This is a genomic window from Tildeniella sp. (assembly GCF_059505325.1).
Map to the genome: position 1 here is coordinate 68,139 of NZ_JCACKI010000004.1, position 17,620 is coordinate 85,758.

Genomic DNA, 17,620 nt, shown 5'->3' on the forward strand with positions numbered 1-17,620 from the left:
AATCTATTTGGGCTTTCCTGTTGATGCCGCTGAATGATAAGAAAGCAGCGATTCCATCAAGCAAAATTTTGCAGTGGCAACTTAGTTCAATTACATCGTTCCCGCTTTTAGGGTTGAACTAACAAAACCTAAGTATTCTGTGAATATTTTCGAAAGAATTGCTACGAGCAAACGTTCATACAAGAATCAATGTCATCTAGTAATCAATCGCTAATAGTTTGGGAACTCTTTCTCCGTAGTCATTTCAGACTGAGAAAGAGCTGGTTAGTTGCTACCAGGTTCAAACTGTACCAGTGAAAATACTGATGCATTACTTGACTGGCTATTTTGCTTACGTAAGACTGCTTAGAGTGCTTTATGACGCTTTATGCAAAGCACGGTGGAGTAGAGTTTGGGATGCTGAGCTAAATTTATGATCAGTTTTATACAGACTGGAAGACATTCGGGTGTTTGTGCAAAGACGTGGCGATCGCACCCAAACGGAGATGACAATCAGCTTTTTCGTTGACTGCCGATCGCTCATACCAGCGGCATTCTCACCATGCGAAGAGGAGCGCTATACTTTGGTGGCAATGTTCGATGCCTGGTTAAACCTCCGAGGTTTGCGTAAGCTCTACTGATGCCAAAAAGCTGTGTGGGTATCAAAAGGCGATACCGATCGACGACCTTCCTCGATCGGCTGCCATGCTTAGCGCCACACTCAGATCGGCATATCGATCAAGCTGACGTGAATCAGCGCACCGTCTTTGCCTAGAACTTGCAGGGCGGGTGAGGGCGCTTGCAGAACGATCGATCAGCTAACCAGGTTGCCGAGACGTGGCAAAGACTAGGGGCTGTCATCAATTACGACTACACATGACTTGCAACAAGGGTGCCAGCCCCCAGCCTCGTGTGTTGGGGCGGGCGCGATCATGCTGATACCAAGGTTTTGGAGCTGAATTAATGACGCGCCCTAAGCCGTGGCAAAAACCTTCGCTGCTGCTGCTACACCTGCTCCGGGGGTAAAGCCTTCGTAGCTGAGTTCTTGCAAGGTTGCTTCCAGGGCACCAATAGCGGTCAAAATGTCACGATCGCTCACAAACCCTAAGTGACCAATACGGAAAATTTTGCCTTTGAGGTGATCTTGCCCGCCAGCGAGGATGATGTCAAACCGTTTTTTCATCACGGTGCGAATTTGCTCAGCATCGACGCGATCGGGTATGACAGACGTAATGGCAGGACTGGCAGCAGTAGCGGGTGCCAGTAGTGGCATCCCCAGGGCGGTTACAGCAGCGCGAGTGGCAGCAGCCAAGCGCTGATGACGAGCAAAGATGTTTTCCAACCCTTCTGCCTGCATCATTCGCAATGCTGCTTGCAGAGCAAAGAACATATTTACAGGAGGCGTAAAGGGTGTTGTATTTTTCGCGGCATCTTTACGATACTTACCCAAATCGAGGTAGTAGCGAGGGAGTTTAGCGGTCGTATACGCCTCCCAGGCTCTAGCATTCACTGCTACAAAGCCCAATCCGGGTGGCACCATGTAGCCCTTCTGCGAACCCGATGCCACGACATCTAGATTCCAGTCATCAACAGGCACATGGTACGCGCCTAAACTGGTGACGGTATCTACAATAATGAGCGCTTCGCCGTGTGTCTTGACGTGTCGATTGATGGTTTCGAGGTCGTTGAGTACTCCGGTTGAGGTCTCGCTATGAGTGATGATGACCGCTTTGATCGTCTTGTTCGTGTCTTGTTCTAAGGACTCGCGGAACTGCTCTGGATCGAGTACCTGCCCCCATTCAGCAGCGATCGTTTCTACAGTTAGCCCGTATGCCTTTGCCAACTCAACCCAGCGCTCACCAAACTTGCCGTTGCTGCCAACAAGAACACGATCGCCTGGACTCAAAAAGTTGATGATGGCGGCTTCCATCGCACCCGTACCGCTGACCGTCAAACTCAGTACATCATTTTTGGTTTGATGCAGCCACTTCAGATTCTCAGTCACCTCTGCCATGATTTTGGAGAAGTCGCCACTGCGATGCCCGATCGGGTGCTTCGCCATTGCGAGTAGAACCTGTTCCGGTACCGGGGTTGGACCCGGAATCATCAGCATTAACTTGTCGTCCATAATCTGCCCTGAGAATCGAGACTAGCGCGCACAATGGCGGCATCTTCCAGGATGACACAATTTCTAACGTTTAAACAATTCTCAGAGGGGCTTCTAAAAGCAAGGCAGCGGCAAAAGCGACCCTACAGCAGTCAGCAGAACTCAAAACTTTCACTCCTCACCCCTTACTTCTTACTCCTCACTCTTTTACGATCGCCGCGTTTTGTGGTTACGACGACGAAGCAAGAAATCTGGCAAATCAACTTTAGGTTCGCGGTTGAAAGCAGTGTTGCTTAGCCGTGCTGGGCTGCTAGGTTCTGTTGTTTCATCAGCGGCAGCTAACAGTGCTGCTAGTAAATCGGACAGTTCCGCTGGAGGATTCGGCAAAACGTGTTCTAAGAATGCTTTGAGTTTAAGGACATCGCTTTGGTTGCTGAAGCAGCGGTCTTTCCAATGTTGAATCGCGGTTTCATATTCGCTGGCTTGCTGTGCCTGACGCAGGATCTGTTCCTGCATATCGGTTGTCTGGCTTTCCACTTCCGCTATGCGTGTTTGCTGGCGATCGCGCTCTTCCTCAAGTTCCTGGCAGGCATGTCTGAGCATTGCCTGAGTGGTGGTTTGTTTTGCTGCCCGTGCTTCCAGCGCGGCAATTTTGGCATGAGCTGCTGCCAAGTCGGGGGCGATCGCTGAAGCTGCCGTCCCCGGCGTTCCAGTCGCTGCAAGCACAGCCCCATGAGTTGAAGCGTTAGACAGTCGAGACTGCTGCAAACTGTCCAGTAATGCCTGCTGCTCTTGCAGGGTACGGTGAGCTTGCTGTAGTTCGGCTTCAAGTTGCTTTAAGGCAACCTGGCGATCGCTCAGGATTTGTGAGAGTTCGCTGACTTGAGCCTGAGCTTGCTCCAATCGTGCCGTCAGGTGAGCTGCCAGAGTGCGAGCATCCAGTGATTGAGTCTCTAGCGCTAAAGTCCGCTCCTGCTGTGCGTTCAGGTCTGCCTGTAGATTCTCTAGCTGTGCTTCCAAGCGCTGTTGATATGCCTGAACATCAACGCGATCGTGAGCGATCTGAGCCTGAAGCTGCGTGAGTTCTTGCTGCTGCGCCTGTGTGAGCGCCTCCATTGTGTTGAGGAGGGTTTGCAAGGAGCGATCGCGCGCTTGAGTTTCGGTCAATTGGGCATCCAGTGCCTGCTGCTGCTGCGCTAACTGGAGCTTTAAGCGTGCGATCGCCTGCTGCTGCACGTTAGAAATGTCTTCGGTTGATGCCAGTTGTGCCTCTAAAAGATGCTGATCGACCACCTGTAGCTGCATTTCACGCAAGGATGTCAGCGATTGATCCAGCGCTTGCTCCAGGTGACGAATGCGCTCAATCTGCTGGTGCGAGAGCGATCGTGCTTGCCTTAATTCAGCTCTGAGTGTTTCTTGCTCTTGCTCCCACCGCTGTCGCTGAGATTCTAGCGCTGTCGCTCGTTGGGTGAGGTCAGCGATAAAACCCGGATCGATCGCATTGATTTCGTGGTGTTCTACCGCCCATCTGTCTAAATACTGTTGAAGCGGCTCTGTAGATTGAGGGGAGGCGGTTTCAGCGATCGGGATCGTCGTCACAGCGCTCAACGCGACCCTATCCAGCGTAGCGTCACCGTCAGAGTGTTTGACCTCTGCCGTCACAGAACTAGAAGCTGGGTTCGGTTCAGACACACAGGATTCCTCGAAAACGATGAGCCAGCCCTTCTGGTCACTTTCTAACCTTCTAGGATGACAATTCAGACTCCGGACTCGCAGCGCCTTGGGTAATCAATGAAGCTGCTTCAGAAGCTCTAAAGTCTAGCGTTTAACGTCTATCATCTCAACTCCGTCCTTCTCGCCGCAAGATTGAATCTAAATTAGTTGATCAAAAGAGTAATCGCCACCGTAAGTGATGGATGTTTGCAAATCATTCTTCCGCCAAGTGATGCACGGCTGCTCCTGATACCTGTGGTTCTGTAGCCCTAGAAAACAAGGGGATTCTACTCTTTTTGTAGACTCAGAAGGGTAGCAACCGTTTCTTGCTCAGCGGTAAGGCTGTTGAGTGACCAACGATACTCGATCGGCAAATGGTTGCGCTGACAATCGTCTTCTAGCTGTTTCTGTAGTGCGAGTGCCTTGCGAAGAGTGATGATCAGTTGATGCACCTGTGCTTGTGATGAAGCCCGTTGACCAACTGCGACCATTGTTTGTCGTTCGAGCAGTTGGAGCAGCAGCTCGTAATGAATATGAGACGGAAGGGGAATGGATTCCATGAAGCGGACTACCTTATAGCGTTAATCAACTGGGACAACAGGCTTGGTGAAGTAGCGTGTTCGGCAAAGCCGTATCTCGTCTATATCTAGAGAAAGGATAGGATCTAGAGAAAGGATAGGTAGAGAAAGGCTCCTTCGGGATAGCCGTATCAGAGAGTGGGATTCTGAGCGGCTACCTGCCCGACGAGGCTTGCCAGCGCTACTCCTGGGTCGGGTTGCCGCATGAGCGCTTCACCCACCAGCACAGCGCTGGCACCTGCAGTTGCCACTAATTGCAAATCGTCAGGGGTATAAAGACCGGATTCACTGACGATGAGTATGTTGCGCGATCGCAGTTGCTCCTGGCGATCGTCCAGTAGTCGGCACGTCGTCTGTAAATCGACTGAGAAATCCTGCAAGTTGCGATTATTGATACCAATCAGGTTGACGCTATCCAACGCCAGGACGCGATCGAGTTCCTCTAAGGTATGCACCTCAACCAGCGCCGTCATACCCAGCGTTGCCACAATCTTGAGGAAATACTGAAGGTCTTTATCAGACAGAATGGCGGCAATCAGCAGAAGCGCATCAGCGCCATTGACCCGCGCCAGATACATCTGATACGGGTAGATGATGAACTCTTTGCACAGCAGTGGTAACTCGGTCACAGCGCGAATACGAGCCAGGTTATCGAAGCTGCCCTGAAAGAATTTCTGGTCGGTCAAGACTGAAAGACAGGTCGCACCGCCCTGTTCGTAAGCACGGGCGATCGCAACAGGATCAAAGTCTTCCCGAATGATTCCCTTGCTGGGAGATGCTTTTTTCACTTCCGCGATCACAGCAGGACGAGTCTTGCCATGCTGGAGTGCCTGCAAGAAATTGCGCGGCGACGGTAAGTTTCGTACCTGCTTTTGCAGTTCCAGCAGAGGAACGCGATCGCGCAGTTGGGCAACCTCAGTCTCTTTCTGCCAGACGATTTCCTCCAAAATATGGCGAGGAGCGGCATCAGGCACCTTTGCCTGGTAGCGCAATGACTCTACAGAAACCGCAGGATTGGGTGGACGACGACGGATCTGCATCGGTGACTAAAGCGTAAAGGGAAAAAATGTACGATCGAGCCGTGTTTGACCACTGCTCAAACTGATGCGTGATGAATGCTTTTGATAGCGTAACCTAACTATGAAAAGGCACGGGGAAGAAATGTGTCGAGCCGAACAAAATTGACTCGATTTTTTGAGGAAGTGAGGGGAGAGGAGTGAGGAGTGAGGGGGTAAGAGGGTGGGGAAGTTTTGAGTTGTGAACCCAGGTGTCGGGTATCCAGTATCGGCAAGAGGGTTGCGTTTTGCTTACTCCCTACTCCCTACTCCCTACTCCCTCTCCCCTTTCAATGCACTGCCCGCTTATACGCCTCATCCAGCACTTCTGAGAGAGTGGGATGAGCATGAACAAGGAAGGCAAGATCTTGGACGGTTTGCCGCTGTGCGATCGCGTTTGCCGCTTCTTGAATCAGGTCGGAGGCATGTAGACCAAAGATATGAACGCCCAGCACTTCGCCCGTGTCTGGACGGTAGATAACCTTTGCTACGCCTTCAGTTTCACCTTCCGCGATCGCCTTTGCATTCCCCTTAAAATAGGTCCGAACAGCGGCAGCTTCAAAGCCCTCTGCTTTGCCTTTTTCCTTCGCAGCAGGCTCAGTCAAGCCAACGAAGCCAATTTCGGGATGGGTGAAGGCGGCAGCAGGAATGCTGTGGTAGTCAACGGTACGGGGGCGATCGCAGATGTTCTCGATCGCCGCTACGCCCTGAGCCGCTGCCGCATGAGCCAGCATCAGTTTGCCCGTTGCGTCACCGATCGCCCAGAGATGGGGTACGGGTTCGCCACCTGCAAGCACTGCCATGTGATCGTTGATGGGGATAAAGCCGGGTCGCACAGTTTCTACGCCGACTGAATCTAGCCCTAAGTCTTTGGTCAGTGGCACCCGTCCCGTTGCAACCAGACAGGCATCGACTTCCAGGACTTCCACAATTTCCTTTGTTTTGGCATCTGCCAGTTCAATCACGACAGGCGAACCGGGAGTAATGCGTTTTGCTAATACGCCAACTTTAGTTTCGATATCGCGGGGCGTGATGAGTACGCGTTGGGCAAGCTTGGCGATATCGGGGTCGAACCCCGGCATAAGTTGGTCGAGCGCTTCGATTAAGGTAATTTCGCAGCCCAGCGCGGAGTAAACGTCGGCAAACTCCAAGCCGATGTAGCCACTGCCGACGATCGCAATCCAGGGTGGCAACGACTCCAACCGCACCGCATCATCACTGGTAAAAACGGTTTTGCCATCCAATTCAATTCCCGGCGGCACAAAGGGTACAGAACCGGGCGCAAGCATAATATCTTTCGCCGTGATGGTTTTCTCACCATCCTTTGTTGTCACTGAGACTTTTTGCACTCCAGCAATTTTGCCCCAGCCGTGAATGGTGTCTACTCCTAACCGCTTCAGACTACCGATGAGCGCCTCTCGCTGTTTGGTGACAATGCTGTTGGCGTGGTCGGCGATCGCCTGACGATCGAACGCCACATCGCCTAATTGAATGCCCAACGCTTTCAGGTGAGGCGCATCCTGGAACTCGCGCACACGCCCCGATGCTGCCAGCAGCGCTTTTGAAGGAATGCATCCCCGATTGACGCAAGTGCCACCCATCTCGGCAGCTTCCACAACCGCTGTTTTCAGCCCGCAACTGACCGCGTGGATTGCCGCCCCGTGCCCACCAACCCCAGCTCCAATGATGACTAAATCGTAATCGAATGACTGACTCACTTCTCTCTCCTGGTGCATTACCTTCTATTGTCGGTTGGACGGGAGCGATCGACAAGGTGGGAGAGATGAAGGATGAGGGATGAAGGATGAAAGATAAAACACAAGTTCTACTGCTTAGGTCAGGAGGCAATCGGTTTGAATTTTTGGTTAGGATGCAGAAATAAGGCAGTTCTAAAAAGCGGGAGACTATTTTGTACGGAGCCGATCCGAAAGATAAGCATCCGATGAAGGGATTTCCGCAAATCTGCTTCATTCAGAACACGGTGTCAAACCCCAATATCATCATTGGCGATTATACGTATTACGACGATCCAGAAGATTCGGAAGACTTTGAGCGGAATGTTCTGTACCACTTTCCCTTTATTGGCGATCGGCTCATTATTGGGAAGTTTTGCGCGTTGGCGAGAGGCGTAACGTTCATCATGAATGGTGCCAATCATAAGTTAGATGGGTTTTCGACCTATCCGTTTCAGATCTTTGGCAACGGTTGGGAAAGAGTCATCCCTCAGCTTGAAGAGCTACCATACAAAGGCAATACAGTCATTGGAAACGATGTCTGGATTGGCTATGAAGCAGTGATTATGCCAGGAGTGCAAGTGGGCGATGGCGCGATTGTTGCAGCAAAATCAGTGGTAGTGAGTGATGTGCCGCCTTACACAATTTTTGGAGGCAACCCAGCCAAACGTATTCGTCAACGCTTTGATGACGAGGTGATCCGATCGCTACTTGAAATCGCCTGGTGGAATTGGGAGATCAGCAAGATTACACGCAATTTGGAGAAGATTATGGCGGCAGATCTTGAAGCTCTAAAAAACTGTGAGTAGAAGCACAGCAAGACTGTTGCGTTGGAGCGGACTGATACAGCTAGTCACGTTTTCAGTAGTTGCTGCTCCGATCGATCACTATGCCACCAATGCTTCGCATTCTCCGATCAGTTCACGGGGTCAAGAGTGATGACGATCGGCTCTTGCAAACCCCAACTTAAAATCTCGACGCTGAGTGATGGTTGGCAAAAGCGCTGAAAAGGCAATCTTAAGACATGAGTTGCTAGAAAATAAGTGCAATTGGTGGAGAGACGCTGTAAAGTAGTACAAACGCTCTTTGTCGCTTTATGCTATCTCCACTAACACCGTCTCAGCAACGGGTTTTTACCTGGATTGAGGATTTTATTGCTCAACACGGTATGGCACCGACCTACCGCGAGATTCAAAAAGGGTTGAGTTATCGATCGCTGGCATCGGTACAGCTTCACATTGATACGCTAACGACGAAGCGGTTGCTCAGTCACGCTCCTCGCAAATCTCGTTCCCTCAAAATTTTGCGTCCTAGCGATGGCATTCCGCTGATTGGGGCGATCGCCGCGCACAGTTTGGTCGAAACGTTTCCTGACCAGGAGATGCAGCACCTTGAACTTTCCTGCCTACCAAAGCTAGCGCACCTTTCACAACACGAACGTTCGCAGCATTTCGCGCTACAGGTGCGGGGCGACAGCATGACAGGGGCAATGATCGATCACGATGATGTGGTGATTATGCGGAAAGAAACCAATCCCCGCTCCATTCGTAATGGCACGATCGTCGCTGCCCGAAAGAATGGTGCTACCACACTTAAGTATCTCTATCGTCGAGGGCAACACCTTACTCTCCAGCCCGCCAACCCAGCTTACGAACCGACTGTCATCGATACCACTACAGAAGAGTTAGACATTCAGGGCGTTTACGTTGGGCTGCTTCGAGGATTAGTTTAATCTGCGTTTCAAGGACGAGCGGCTGGCAGGCGCGGCTGATTGCTGGGTAACGGGCTAGAACGTTCTGATTCATTTGTGAGGAGAAATTCACGGATGAAGCGGGCGATCGCTCGCTGAGCCAATCCTCCCGCAATTTGCTGTCCCATCTGCTGCGCCTCTGGCTTGAACAGCAGCTTGGGAATCACTGGCAGTAGCTTAGCGGGGTCAAAGCCCTGCGTCTCCTGTAAAATCCCCAAAATCCGCTTCAGGTGCTCCAGAGTTTGCTGACCTTCAGCCGGAACGGTCGCACGGTTAACGGTCAGACCCAACCGTTCAGCAAAGCCGTAGCGAATGTTGTTGAGCGTCGTATTGCCAAACAGATCCAGTCCTTTGACCGCTTCTTCCACGATTTGGTGCCGAATGAGTTCACCCCGCTCAGAAAAAAGGTAATCCAGCGTTTGATCAACCACCTGGCTCAAATCGTAATCGCTGCTGCCACGCGCGTTTTTTAGCAAATTTTCCAGACGGTTCCAACGAAAGCTGTTGTCTTTAAACAGCAGATCTTTCAACGATGCCCGTAGTTGTGGCGCTGGATCGGTCAGCAGACGCTTAGCGACGTAGGGGTATGCCTTGCTGAGCACTTTGAAGTCGGGATCGACATTAATGGCAATGCCTTCGAGGGTAACGAGCGATCGAATGATCAGCGCATAGTAGGCAGGCACTCGGAAGGGAAACTCATACATCAAGGCAGATAGTTGATCGGTAATACTCTTGATGTTGATTTCGGCAACGCTCGTGCCCAAAGCGTCATTAAAAACGGTCGCAAAGGCAGGAATGATAGGAGTTAGATCCGTATCGGGGGTGAGAAACTCTAGATTCACATAATCTCTGGCTAAGCCCTCAAAGTCTCGGTTGACGAGGTGGACGATCGCCTCAATCAAGCCGTAGCGCTGAGCTGGTTTTACTTCGCTCATCATGCCAAAGTCCAGATACGCTAGCTTGCCATCGGGCGTTGCTAACAGGTTGCCGGGATGGGGATCGGCATGGAAGAACCCATATTCTAAAAGCTGACGGAGAGAACATTGCACACCGACTTCAATTAAGTAGCTGGCATCGGTTCCCTGTGCCCGAATGGCTTCTGGCTGGGTCAGCTTAATACCCGTAATCCACTCCATTGTTAGAACACGCCGTCCAGTGTATTCCCAGTAGATTTTGGGTACGTAGACATCCTTCATGTGCCCATAGAGTTTGGCAAAGCGCTCGGCGTTGCGCCCTTCATGGTTGTAATCCATCTCCTCAAAAATGCGGGCGGCAAACTCGTCCATAATGCCTACCAGATCACTACGAATCTGCTTGAAGAGCCGCATTGCCAGCGCTGCCAATCCACGCAGAATGTAAGTATCCAGCGCAATACTCTGTGCCAGCCCAGGACGCTGCACTTTCACTGCCACTTCTTCGCCCGTTTTGAGCCTGCCCCGGTAAACCTGACCGAGAGACGCTGCCGCGATCGGATTTTCGGTGAGTTCCGCGTAGATCAGGCTGGGCGGTTCACCCAATTCTTCTTCGATAAACCGATAAGCGATCGCATTGTCGAACGGCGGTAACTGATCTTGCAGCCGAGTCAGCTCTTCTAAATACTCAGGCGGCACCAAATCGGGACGGGTAGACAGCGCTTGCCCAACTTTGATGAAGGCAGGACCGAGTCGTGTCAACAGTTCGCGCAGGCGGACGGCTTGTTGCTTGTGCTTACGTTCGCTAAAGCCAACACGGGTATGCCACCACCAGGTCAACCCAAACGTAATAAACGGAAAGAAAATTTTGAACACTCTGCCCCAAACCTGGAGGGGATACTGCTGGTAGTGTGCCGCGATCGCGTCTGCATCGTAGCGCAACGAGCTGTCTTCCTCATCAGGCAAAATGTCTGCCAGCAGCAAGCGTTCTTCCAACTCGACGGTAATTTCGTCGTCTACTACTAACGTCGGAGTTACACGCTCTGGTACTACCTCATGAAGCCCTTCTGCCGAGCCGAGAGGCACACGCTCCGAGTCGAATGAAACTGGTTGAGGCTGAGCAGTCTTGACATTCATGAATTTGCAGCCGGGTGAAAACGGTATGTAAAGTATCGTAACAACAATTCTGGGTAGCCTGTACTGAATGCGTGAATGAGAAATGCGTGAATGAGAGGCTTCCTCATCTGCGATCCCTCTACAAGCTAAGCATCGTACCTTTCTACTTTGCTCTGTCCAGAGGGACAAATGCAAGATGAGCTTTCCGAACTAGCCATCATCCCACGCGGTTGGGTAAACCACTTGTCTTGATACGCTTGATGCAAGTGCTTCAATGGTCTAACCACAAAAGTCGCTTCTGGCACTGAAAACGGAAACTCGATCGTGTGCTGCCGAATGCTCTACACAAATCGCCGTAATTTCTCCACAAAGCCCTGGTTAGTGGTTTAAACTGCGTGGGCACCCTGGTTTCAAGTGCATCAGTAACCGTCAATGACAGTCAGCATTCCTTACGCTACAACCCAATTTGCCTCGTTAGAACAAGCGCTCAAGCATTACTTTGGCTACGATAGCTTTCGTCCAGGGCAGCGGCAGATGGTGGAATATGCCCTGCACGATCGCGACCTCCTCGTCATCATGCCGACAGGGGGAGGCAAATCACTTTGCTTCCAACTGCCTGCGTTGCTGAAGGAAGGCGTGATGATTGTCGTATCACCCCTCATTGCGCTGATGCAAGATCAGGTGCAGGCACTGCAAAACAACGGTATTCCTGCGACATTGCTCAACAGCAGTATCAGTCCAGTCGAGTCGCAGTCTCGTCAAGCTGCCATTCTCGATCGCAAAATCAAGCTTGTCTACGTCGCTCCCGAACGATTGCTGAGCGAATCGTTTTTGGGTTTTCTGGATCAGGTCAAGGCGCGAGTGGGCATTTCAGCCTTTGCGATCGACGAAGCACACTGCGTCTCTGAATGGGGGCATGACTTTCGCCCCGAATATCGTCAGCTACGGCGCTTGCGGCATCGTTATCAAAATGACGATCGCATCATCCCCATTCTTGCGCTGACTGCAACGGCAACTGAGCGAGTGCGGCACGATATTCTTGGTCAGCTAGAGCTAGACAAGCCGCACGTTCATATAGCCAGCTTCAACCGTCCCAATCTGTATTACGAAGTCCGACCTAAAGGTAGTACGCGACAGGCATACACAGAACTGTTTCAGCAGGTGCAGCGCACGGAAGGAGCGGGTATCATCTACTGCCTGAGTCGCAAGCGTGTGGATGAGATTACCGCTAAACTTCAGCACGACGGCATTTCAGCACTACCGTACCATGCAGGACTGAGCGATGCGGTGCGAAAAGACAACCAGGACAAATTCATTCGAGATGACGCGCGGGTTATGGTAGCCACGGTTGCTTTTGGCATGGGCATCAATAAACCAGACGTGCGTTTTGTTATCCACTACGATTTGCCCCGCAACATCGAAGGTTATTACCAGGAATCGGGTCGAGCCGGACGCGATGGTGAACCGTCACGTTGTACGCTCTTTTACGGCGCGGGTGACATCAGAACCGTTGAGTTTCTCATTGCTCAAAAAGTCGATCCGGCGACGGGCGAACCGTTGGAAGATGAACAGCGCATTGCCTCGCAGCAACTTCGACGCGTGATCAACTACGCCGAGGCGATGGAATGCCGTCGTACTATTCAGCTTGGCTACTTTGGCGAGGACTTTCCTGGCAACTGTGACACTTGCGACAACTGCTGCCACCCCAAGCCGATCGAAGACTGGACGCTAGAAGCACAGAAGTTTCTGTCGTGTGTTGCTCGCTTTGCCCAGAAAGGTCAGCGGTTTGGCATCAACCACACGATCGATGTCTTACGCGGCTCCAAAAACGATCGCGTATTGAAAAATGAACACGATAAACTATCCACCTACGGCATTGGCAAAGACCGCAGCGCAGAGCAATGGCGATTGCTCGGTCGATCGCTCATCCACCAACGTCTGCTAGATGAAACGTCCGACGGCTATTCGATGCTGGAACTAAACGCTCTGAGTTGGGAAGTGCTAAAAAAGCAGCGTTCCGTCATGGTTGCCTTTACTCCAGCCAAACCAGAGGCTGTCAATGGTTCCAGCAACGTCGATGCGGCTGAAGTAGAAGCGCTTTACGATCGCCTCCAGAAGCTCCGGAAGCGACTGGCAGACGAGCAATCGGTGCCGCCATATGTGGTTTTTCCCAACTCCAGCTTGCGATCGATGGCAAACATCCAACCCCAAACGCTTGCCCAATTTGCCACCATTCCAGGAGTTGGTAGCCGAAAATTAACGCAGTACAGCAAGATATTCATTGCAGAAATTCGGTGGTTTCGAGAGCAACGCGGTTTGCCCCTACAAGCCGAAACGGGCATAGAGCCTCAGCTAACGCCACCGATCGCACAGCCTAATCTTGCCTCGTTTACCCAACTCCAAACGCTGGAACTCTATCAGCAAGGGATGGAGCCTGGCGCTATTGCCGAGCAGCGCCACGTTCGCCGGAGTACAATCATGAGTCATTTGGCTGAACTGTTAGAGATGGGCTATCCCATTGATTTGGATGATTTGGTACCCCTCGATCGCCAGAATAAAATCATGTACGCCATTAATACAGTCGGTCCCGATGCGCTCGGTAGCATTCGTGAGCATTTGGGTGAAATGTATGGCTACGACGAGATTAGGTTGGTGCGATCGCGCTGGCGACGCGAAACCGAGTAAGCGTTGTCAACTTTGAGTCTTCTATAGCAAGGTTGAAAGAAGAAGACTATATCCGTATTCTGTATTAGTAAGGCTGTAGCTTCAGACAATCTTGCTGATAGCTGGCTCTCATGTTCGGTACTGAGTATAATCTGATTTTAGATTGCTGCTGGTCTCTGTGTTTCTAATGAAGGGTGTTGTCGGTCACAGTTTACTTGAGGTTTAGCAAGACTCTAAAGTCACCTTTAGATGGAAGCGATTCAAACCTATCTCTCCTTAAAAGGGTTGGCTGGTTTCGTTTGAATGGGTCGATGGTGGTGGACAAAAGCTCAACGCTCATAGCAGAGGTTAGGGAAGACTTTTGATAGACGCTTACAGCTTTTTAACGAAATTTCACGACTGAGTTGTGTATCGTTCTGAATGCGGTCTATCAAGGCAAGTTTTCACATTGAGCACGTACCGACATCGTGTATGCAGATGCAGCAGCTTGTGACAACGATCATTGGTTTGCTGAGTCATGATCACAACTTTAAATGGTGCCTCGTCACAAAATACTGTGGACAAGCATTACATTATCGTGAGACCCTTAGCTATCCCATTGGGCAAGCTCCAAGCTTAACCAGTGCAGCAGCTCTTGCATAAAATCAGCCTTCTATCTCCTTAGTTTGTCGAATCTATTGACTAATCCTGAGTGCATATGATAATCAGGGATGCTCTCGACGATGCTCACAAGAATGAGACGCCAATTAAATTAAACAGGTTGAGTCGGAACATTCAGCAAGCCCAGGACGCGGTCTACAATTTTCTTTTGGAAATTGTCAAGAAATGGCCCCCTGAAGAAGTTTTGCTGGAGTTCAAACGCCTATTCATCTATCACGTTGACTCGATCAGCACTGATGCAATGCAGGCAATTTATGACATTGTTTTTTCTAACAATGAGGAAGAGTTTAGAAATACGCTGAAGCGATGTTGCTACATTTTAGTCAATAACTGGGATGCGACTCGCAACTATAAGCCAATCCAGGAGTTGGTCATTGTCTTTACGGATGCGTCAATCAGTCGCAATACAGCCTCTCCTACCTTAAAGCGGCTCCGTCACTGGCTTGATGAGTTTGTCAAAAGTAGTGATTATGAAGAGCTAAAGCTCTTTGCATCGCGCTATGACGAGAAAGAACGGGGTCCTTGGGTCTCGCGGTACACGTCATATTTACTAGTGCCTCAATACATCGATCTAAAAAATCCGATCGAACAGCGAGAGGCAGCAAGAGCCTTATCAAAGCAGCTAAAAGATCGCTTCAAGTTTGATTTAGCAATGTATATTGCGCGATCGCAGAGTAATGCCCCCAGCAAGCGTATCCCTAAGAATCCAACTGCGTTGGGTGAAGAAGTGCTGCGGCTAATCAAGGCGATCGTGGCTAGACGAGGACCGTTCAGCTATGCTAATTTGGCGAATATTTTTGTCAACCAAACGCAGAATCTTCCCTACAGACAGTTCAAGCAAGGCATACAACAATATTTAATCTTCTCTGTTGAAAATCAGGAATTTGTCGAAACCTTACGTGCAAAACTGACAGAGAAATTAGATGCTCTTTACGAAAGCCATGATGATGAAGTTGTCACTAATGCTCTGACGTTGCGAACCTGCAATCGAGTGATTGATTATTTAACCACCGAGAATCAAGCAGAACCGTCGCAACTTTTTGTGCTGCTTCTTTCGCAGGGAAACCCCATTACGTTAGTGGTCGCACTGCTCAAAATTATTCTAATTTGTAAGCACTCACGCACACACTTGGAGGCACGGATCGCTGAGCTGATCAAGTATTACCAAAACTATCCTGAAGACGAATGTGCCTGGGTAGTGAACTTTTTGGAAGTTTTTACTGTAACGTTTGCGATTCACGCCGAAAACGTTCAATACAATTTGATTAAGATGCAGGTTGATGAAACACAGCCTATACCCAATATTTTTGATCCAGACAAATATCGCATCTTTTCTCAGCTCAAACGTGAGGCTCAAGCAGAGTTACTTCCAGCATTGCCCACTCCTGAAACAGATACGATCGACGTTGAACATGACGATGCAGAGGAAGCCTTGCAAGGTAACGACTGATTTTAACCCTTCTATCGTGGCTTGTGCCGTGAGCTTCGTTCAAAGTAGGCGCTGCTCATCGAGCCACGCCAATCCAGCACCAGCAGTTTCTGCGAGAATACTGACGAGCCGATAAAGCGCCACAACGCTAAGAAGCACGGCTGGAGAGAACGTTTGACCGAGCAGCGCGATCGCCATTGCCTCAAACACTCCAATGCCTCCTGGCGCACCTGGCACGACCAAGCCCAATAGCCACGCCAGACTGAAAGCACTCAGCAACAGTGGCAGTTGCCCAAGCGTAATAGGGCTGATGGCTAGAAAAGTCAGCAAAAACCCAATGCTGCGTAGGAGCAGGAAGCCGATTTCTCCAACCAGCGGTAAGAGTGGATAGTGCTCCAGCTTAAACGAAGGAGAACCAGTGTCTGTTCTAGTCGCTTTGTGCTTTAGTTTTCCTACATAGTGAACCAGCAGATTGATCACGCGGGGATGCATAGACGCAAGAACAATGACCAGAGTGAACCATTGCAGCGCGATGATTGGCAGCCCATACCGTGCCACGATCGGCTGACTACAGACCAACGTTATGACCAAGGCAGCGGCTGCCATCAAAAGCGGTTCCAGCAACACGCTCACAGTTGCCATTTCTAGCGTTGCACCCGCTTTGGTCGCAGCCGTAATACGACCGTAATAATGCCAGACATTGCCCGGAAGGTATTTGGCGATCGTCGTTTTCAAGTACGCTTGCACCAGCCAAACGCCGTTTACAGGCTGTCGTAGATCTTGTAAGAGGCGACTCCAGACTCCCCCCGCGCAGATGTGAGCCAGGAGAGTGACTCCGAGGGCGATCGCCAGACATGCCAGACCTGTGCTCTCCAGACGGATGGCAACAACCTTCTGCCAGTGCTGATGGAGAACTGTACTTAAAAAGAAAAGCGTTCCACCGAGAATGCCCCAGCGGATCAATGGCTTCAAGCGTCTGATCACTCTCATTGCTTCCAGTCAGTGGTCAGGGGTTAAGAGGCGGTAATTGGATGCTGCTAGCCAATCTGACACACCCAATTTTATGTAGATAGGACTGACGCAGATTGCATCAGTCCTAATAGAGTCACTCACAAGCCGCTCCATTGCGATCGTTCGCTCGATGGCTGACCGCTGACCGCTACACGCTAACCGCTTCTGCTCTAATCCAACTCGCGCCGACCTTCCAGTGCTCTTGCCAATGTTACTTCATCGGCATACTCTAAATCGCCTCCCATCGGCAACCCAAAGGCGATGCGCGTGACTTTCGTAAAATGCTTGAGCAAATGCCCCACGTAAAGGGTCGTAGTTTCGCCTTCAACGCTAGGGCTGATCGCCATAATGACTTCGGCGATACTTTGTTGCTTGACCCGACGCACCAGCGGTTGAATGTGTAGTTGTTCTGGTCCAATGCCATCCATTGGAGAAATCAGCCCACCTAGCACATGATACTTACCTCGATACTCACGGGTTTTTTCTAGCGCAATCACATCTCTAGAGTCAGCGACAACACAGATGGTTTGGCTGTCGCGGCTGGGCGTACGACAAATTTCGCAGACAGGTTCTGCTGATAAGTGAAAGCAGACCGAGCAATAGCCGACCTGTTGCTTTGCTTCCATCAGCGCATTCGCCAGCGCTTTCACCTCATCCTCCGATCGCTTGAGGATATGTAGTGCCAAACGCTGTGCTGTTTTGGGACCAACACCAGGGAGATGTTGCAGTTGCTCAATTAAACGGGCAAGGGGGCGTGTGTAAACCGTTGGACATCCTCCGAATCTAGATCAATTTTAGCGTGTAGGGGAGAGGAGTGAGGAGTGAGGAGTGAGGGGAGAGGAGTGAGGAGTGAGGAAAGGGAATCAGCGGTCAAAGTTAACTTAGAACGTCTCTGGTCTCCCTACTCCCTACTC

At 50.7% G+C, this 17,620-nt stretch carries 12 protein-coding genes and 1 pseudogene; 5 read left to right on the forward strand and 8 right to left on the reverse strand.

The genetic code is table 11. The features are described from left to right. Window positions 1-446 precede the first annotated feature (446 nt). Window positions 447-620 (forward strand): hypothetical protein, encoded by a 174-nt coding sequence (locus tag AC5JO6_RS01735; RefSeq protein ID WP_496079310.1) that lies wholly within the window; start codon window positions 447-449, stop codon window positions 618-620. Between the two features lie 332 nt (window positions 621-952). Here the strand turns inward: AC5JO6_RS01735 and AC5JO6_RS01740 are convergent, their stop codons facing one another. From AC5JO6_RS01740 to lpdA, 5 genes are all read right to left on the reverse strand, one after another. Continuing rightward, window positions 953-2,107, reverse strand: coding sequence for a pyridoxal-phosphate-dependent aminotransferase family protein (locus tag AC5JO6_RS01740; RefSeq protein ID WP_496079311.1), 1,155 nt, complete (start codon window positions 2,105-2,107; stop codon window positions 953-955). A gap of 186 nt (window positions 2,108-2,293) precedes the next feature. Beyond that, window positions 2,294-3,778 carry a hypothetical protein gene (locus AC5JO6_RS01745; protein ID WP_496079312.1) on the reverse strand — a complete coding sequence of 495 codons (1,485 nt, stop codon included), beginning with the start codon at window positions 3,776-3,778 and terminating at the stop codon, window positions 2,294-2,296. 308 nt (window positions 3,779-4,086) lie between these two features. Next, window positions 4,087-4,359, reverse strand: a complete 273-nt coding sequence (locus AC5JO6_RS01750; protein ID WP_496079313.1) for a DUF5340 domain-containing protein — start codon at window positions 4,357-4,359, stop codon at window positions 4,087-4,089. Window positions 4,360-4,508: 149 nt separating this feature from the next. Continuing rightward, window positions 4,509-5,417 (reverse strand): indole-3-glycerol phosphate synthase TrpC, encoded by a 909-nt coding sequence (gene trpC / locus AC5JO6_RS01755; RefSeq protein ID WP_496079314.1) that lies wholly within the window; start codon window positions 5,415-5,417, stop codon window positions 4,509-4,511. A gap of 305 nt (window positions 5,418-5,722) precedes the next feature. Continuing rightward, the gene (gene lpdA, locus AC5JO6_RS01760; protein ID WP_496079315.1) at window positions 5,723-7,150 is read right to left on the reverse strand and encodes a dihydrolipoyl dehydrogenase; all 1,428 of its coding nucleotides are present in this window, start codon (window positions 7,148-7,150) and stop codon (window positions 5,723-5,725) included. Between the two features lie 188 nt (window positions 7,151-7,338). Between lpdA and AC5JO6_RS01765 the strand changes: the two genes are divergently transcribed. Both AC5JO6_RS01765 and lexA read left to right on the forward strand, forming a co-directional pair. Next, window positions 7,339-7,974, forward strand: a complete 636-nt coding sequence (locus tag AC5JO6_RS01765; protein ID WP_496079382.1) for a Vat family streptogramin A O-acetyltransferase — start codon at window positions 7,339-7,341, stop codon at window positions 7,972-7,974. A 287-nt stretch (window positions 7,975-8,261) separates the two neighbouring features. After that, window positions 8,262-8,897, forward strand: coding sequence for a transcriptional repressor LexA (gene lexA / locus AC5JO6_RS01770; protein WP_496079316.1), 636 nt, complete (start codon window positions 8,262-8,264; stop codon window positions 8,895-8,897). An 8-nt stretch (window positions 8,898-8,905) separates the two neighbouring features. On the opposite strand, the gene AC5JO6_RS01775 is transcribed toward lexA, so the two are convergent. Beyond that, window positions 8,906-10,963, reverse strand: a complete 2,058-nt coding sequence (locus AC5JO6_RS01775) for an ABC1 kinase family protein (RefSeq protein WP_496079317.1) — start codon at window positions 10,961-10,963, stop codon at window positions 8,906-8,908. Window positions 10,964-11,374: 411 nt separating this feature from the next. Here AC5JO6_RS01775 and recQ point away from each other — a divergent pair, with 411 nt between their 5' ends. After that, window positions 11,375-13,627 carry a DNA helicase RecQ gene (recQ, locus tag AC5JO6_RS01780; RefSeq protein ID WP_496079318.1) on the forward strand — a complete coding sequence of 751 codons (2,253 nt, stop codon included), beginning with the start codon at window positions 11,375-11,377 and terminating at the stop codon, window positions 13,625-13,627. Between the two features lie 739 nt (window positions 13,628-14,366). Next, entirely contained in the window at window positions 14,367-15,716 is a 1,350-nt protein-coding gene (locus AC5JO6_RS01785; RefSeq protein WP_496079319.1) for a Sll1247 family protein, read from the forward strand. A gap of 39 nt (window positions 15,717-15,755) precedes the next feature. Here the strand turns inward: AC5JO6_RS01785 and AC5JO6_RS01790 are convergent, their stop codons facing one another. Together AC5JO6_RS01790 and recR are read right to left on the reverse strand one after the other, a co-directional pair. After that, a complete protein-coding gene (locus AC5JO6_RS01790) occupies window positions 15,756-16,685 on the reverse strand; it encodes a lysylphosphatidylglycerol synthase domain-containing protein (protein ID WP_496079320.1) in 930 nt (309 codons plus the stop codon). A 191-nt stretch (window positions 16,686-16,876) separates the two neighbouring features. Next, window positions 16,877-17,473 (reverse strand): annotated as a pseudogene (gene recR / locus AC5JO6_RS01795) (recombination mediator RecR); the annotation flags it as partial. Between the last annotated feature and the right edge of the window lie 147 nt (window positions 17,474-17,620).

Excerpts from the sequence above, each read along its gene's own strand:
- AC5JO6_RS01740 (WP_496079311.1), bottom strand. The coding sequence starts at position 2,107 with ATGGACGACAAGTTAATGCTGATGATTCCGGGTCCAACCCCGGTACCG.
- AC5JO6_RS01775 (WP_496079317.1), bottom strand. The coding sequence starts at position 10,963 with ATGAATGTCAAGACTGCTCAGCCTCAACCAGTTTCATTCGACTCGGAG.
- lexA (WP_496079316.1), top strand. The coding sequence starts at position 8,262 with ATGCTATCTCCACTAACACCGTCTCAGCAACGGGTTTTTACCTGGATT.
- recQ (WP_496079318.1), top strand. The coding sequence starts at position 11,375 with ATGACAGTCAGCATTCCTTACGCTACAACCCAATTTGCCTCGTTAGAA.
- AC5JO6_RS01790 (WP_496079320.1), bottom strand. The coding sequence starts at position 16,685 with ATGAGAGTGATCAGACGCTTGAAGCCATTGATCCGCTGGGGCATTCTC.
- AC5JO6_RS01750 (WP_496079313.1), bottom strand. The coding sequence starts at position 4,359 with ATGGAATCCATTCCCCTTCCGTCTCATATTCATTACGAGCTGCTGCTC.
- trpC (WP_496079314.1), bottom strand. The coding sequence starts at position 5,417 with ATGCAGATCCGTCGTCGTCCACCCAATCCTGCGGTTTCTGTAGAGTCA.